Annotated in this window: 2 protein-coding genes and 1 pseudogene; 2 read left to right on the top strand and 1 reads right to left on the bottom strand. The window is 58.2% G+C overall.

Annotated features, from left to right (window positions below; translation table 11 throughout):
* Positions 1 to 179: pseudogene (locus A2I95_RS28730) on the top strand (FadR family transcriptional regulator); the annotation flags it as partial.
* A 21-nt stretch (positions 180 to 200) separates the two neighbouring features.
* On the opposite strand, the gene A2I95_RS28725 reads toward A2I95_RS28730, so the two are convergent.
* A complete protein-coding gene (locus tag A2I95_RS28725) occupies positions 201 to 1,502 on the bottom strand; it encodes an ABC transporter substrate-binding protein (RefSeq protein ID WP_291735389.1) in 1,302 nt (433 codons plus the stop codon).
* A gap of 163 nt (positions 1,503 to 1,665) precedes the next feature.
* Between A2I95_RS28725 and A2I95_RS28720 the strand changes: the two genes are divergently transcribed.
* Positions 1,666 to 3,012, top strand: coding sequence for an NAD(P)/FAD-dependent oxidoreductase (locus A2I95_RS28720; protein ID WP_027256655.1), 1,347 nt, complete (start codon positions 1,666 to 1,668; stop codon positions 3,010 to 3,012).
* Positions 3,013 to 3,156: the final 144 nt, after the last annotated feature.

The following is a 3,156-nucleotide window of genomic DNA, read 5'->3' as shown; positions in this document are numbered from 1 at the left end:
GCCTGTCCTACCGCACTGCGCTGCGCCGCCGCCACCTGACGCCGCAGCGGATGCAGGAATACCAGAAACGCTACAACACGCTGTTCAACGCCATCGCCTCACGCGATGTGGAATCCGCGATGGAATTCATCAAACTGCATTTGATTGACGAGCAGAATCTGCTGCTGCAGGAGGTCTGAGCCCGGCCGGGCCACGCCCGCTCAGCCTTTCACCGCGCGCGAACTGACCTCGCTGCCAGGCGCACCGCTTTCCAGCCGCTGGTGCCACAACTGCCCCAATGCCGCCATTTCGGATTTCAGCAATGCGGAATGCTGCGCCAGCCAGCCAGGGATCGACTTAAAACCGGCAATCCGCGCCTTGCCTTCCTGGATGATCACGACAGGCCAGTCACCGACCAAGGCATTGGAAATGCCGAAAATATCCTCGCCCCACCACTCCGCATGGCCGAACGCGTGGGTGACATGGCCCAGCTGTTTCATCGCTGCCAGCACCGATGGAGGTTCGACAGAACCTGCCTTCTCCACCGCGCTGTGCCAGATGTCGAGGATCGCCACATACTCCCAGCTTACTGCCGACCAGCTGCCTGGGAAGCGGCGGTTGTATTCCTCGTAAAACACATGCGGGCGGTTAAAGAAAAACGCCTTTTCCCGCAGCAGCGGATCGTCAAAATCCGGAAACTGAAAAACCACGCCCTCCATGAATTCGGGCGAAGTCCGCTCCACCAGCTGATCATAGCCATCCATGGTGCAGCTGATGATCTGCCCCTTAAATCCTTTGGAATAGGCATATTCCGTCATCGCATGCACCATAGGCGCATAGGACGAACACCAGCACAGGATATCGGCACCGCTCTCCAGCATTGGGTCCACCACCGGCCCCGGATCGCTGGAACCCGGATCATACTCCACCTCGCGCAGGATCGTTTTGCCTGCGGCCTTAAACGCCGCGCGGTAAACCGCCCGCGACGGCATCCCAAGCAGATCTGCTTGGCTGCATAAAGCCACGGTTTTCAAACCCGGCTTGTTTTCCGCCAGCCAGGCCACGCCAGTCACGTTCTGGATCGGGTGCGCTTCGCTCGGCGCGATCAGATAGGGCGTATCGGGCGACAAATCGGATGGCAGCAGGGTCGAAGTCAGCACCTTGTTGCGCATCAGAAAATCGCGCACCGGCGCAAAGGTATCGCCACCCAGCATCAGCATCAGCTTGACTTTATGCTTCTGCGCCAGCTCCACCGCGCCCTCCAGCGAGCGTTCCGGATCATAGCCGCAATCATAGGAATGGATGCGGATCGGGTAGCGGCGGCCGCCAATCAGCACCCCGCCGGCCTTGTTCAGCCCGTCTTCCCAGATCCGGCAGCCGTTCAATCCAGGCAGCCCCCAGCTCTCCACCGGGCCCGAAAGCGGGCCAAGAAAGCCGATATTCACTGATTCTGTCATTCCCACCGACAACCGCGGCAGCGCCGCGCGGGCCGTCAGCTGGTGTACAAAACTGGTCGTCTTCATGGCTTGAATTCTAACAACAATTCTCTGCCCCGCCAGTCCAATCAGTGAAAAATCTTATTCCTTCCGTGAAAATATGTTGACTCTGCGGTGCAATTTTGGACCTAATTGGATCAGACCAAAAGAACCAAATGCTAATATTGGTCCGTACCAATGGGAGAGCCACATGACCAAGAAACGAATTGCCATCATCGGCGCCGGCCCCTCTGGCCTGGCGCAGCTGCGCGCATTCCAATCCGCCGCCAACAAAGGCGAAGAAATCCCGGAAATCGTCTGCTTTGAAAAGCAGGACAATTGGGGCGGTTTGTGGAACTACACCTGGCGCACCGGCCTGGATGAAAACGGCGAGCCGGTGCATTGCTCGATGTACCGCTATCTGTGGTCCAACGGCCCCAAGGAAGGCCTTGAATTTGCCGACTATTCCTTTGAAGAGCACTTCGGCAAGCAAATCGCATCCTACCCGCCGCGCGCGGTGCTGTTCGACTATATCGAAGGCCGGGTGAAAAAGGCCGACGTGCGCAAGTGGATCCGCTTCAACTCAGCCATCCGCTGGGTCGAATACAACGAGGACGCCGGCAATTTCACTATTACCGTGCACGACCACGCCAAGGACAGCACCTACAAGGAAGACTTCGACCACGTGATCTGCGCCTCGGGCCATTTCTCCACCCCGAACGTGCCGTTCTACCCCGGTTTCGACACGTTCAACGGCCGCGTCCTGCACGCCCATGACTTCCGCGACGCCCGCGAATTTGCCGGCAAGGACATCCTGATCCTCGGCGCCTCCTACTCGGCCGAAGACATCGGCTCGCAATGCTGGAAATACGGCGCCAAGTCGATCACCACCTCCTACCGCTCTGCTCCTATGGGCTTCAAATGGCCGGACAACTGGGACGAAGTGCCGGCGCTGGAGTCGGTCAACGGCAACACCGCAACTTTCGCGGACGGCACCCGAAAGGAAGTTGACGCAATTATCCTTTGTACCGGCTACAAGCATTTTTTCAGCTTCCTGCCCGACGAATTGCGCCTGAAAACCGCCAACCGCCTTGCCTCGGCTGATCTGTATAAGGGCGTGGTTTTCGCCCATAATCCCAAGATGTTCTATCTGGGCATGCAGGATCAGTGGTTCACTTTCAACATGTTCGACGCCCAGGCCTGGTGGGTCCGAGACGCGATCATGGGCAAGATCGAAATCCCCGCAGACAAGAACACCCTGCTTGCCGACGTGAAGGAACGTGAAGCGCGCGAAGAGGCCTCGGATGACGTCAAATATGCGATCAAATACCAGGGCGACTATGTGCTGGAACTGATCGAAGAGACCGACTACCCGACCTTCGACGTGGCCGGCGCCTGCCAGGCGTTCTATGAATGGAAGGGCCACAAGGCCCAGGACATCATGGCCTTCCGCAACAACTCCTACAAATCGGTTATCACAGGCACCATGGCGCCTGTCCATCACACCCCGTGGAAAGACGCCCTGGATGACTCGCTGGAGGCCTACCTGCAGAACTAGGATCTGCCTGCTTTGGCAGATCCGCCTGCGCCGTTTTCCTTCCTGGGCGGCGCAGGCTCCTTTCGCCGCTGTGCGAATCCCTCTTCGCAAGCTAATATCCACTTTATGCAGCGCGATAACACCATGACACTTGGCTTCCTGATT

The organism is Leisingera sp. F5, from assembly GCF_001593695.1.
This window is presented reverse-complemented; position numbering and strand designations above follow the sequence as displayed.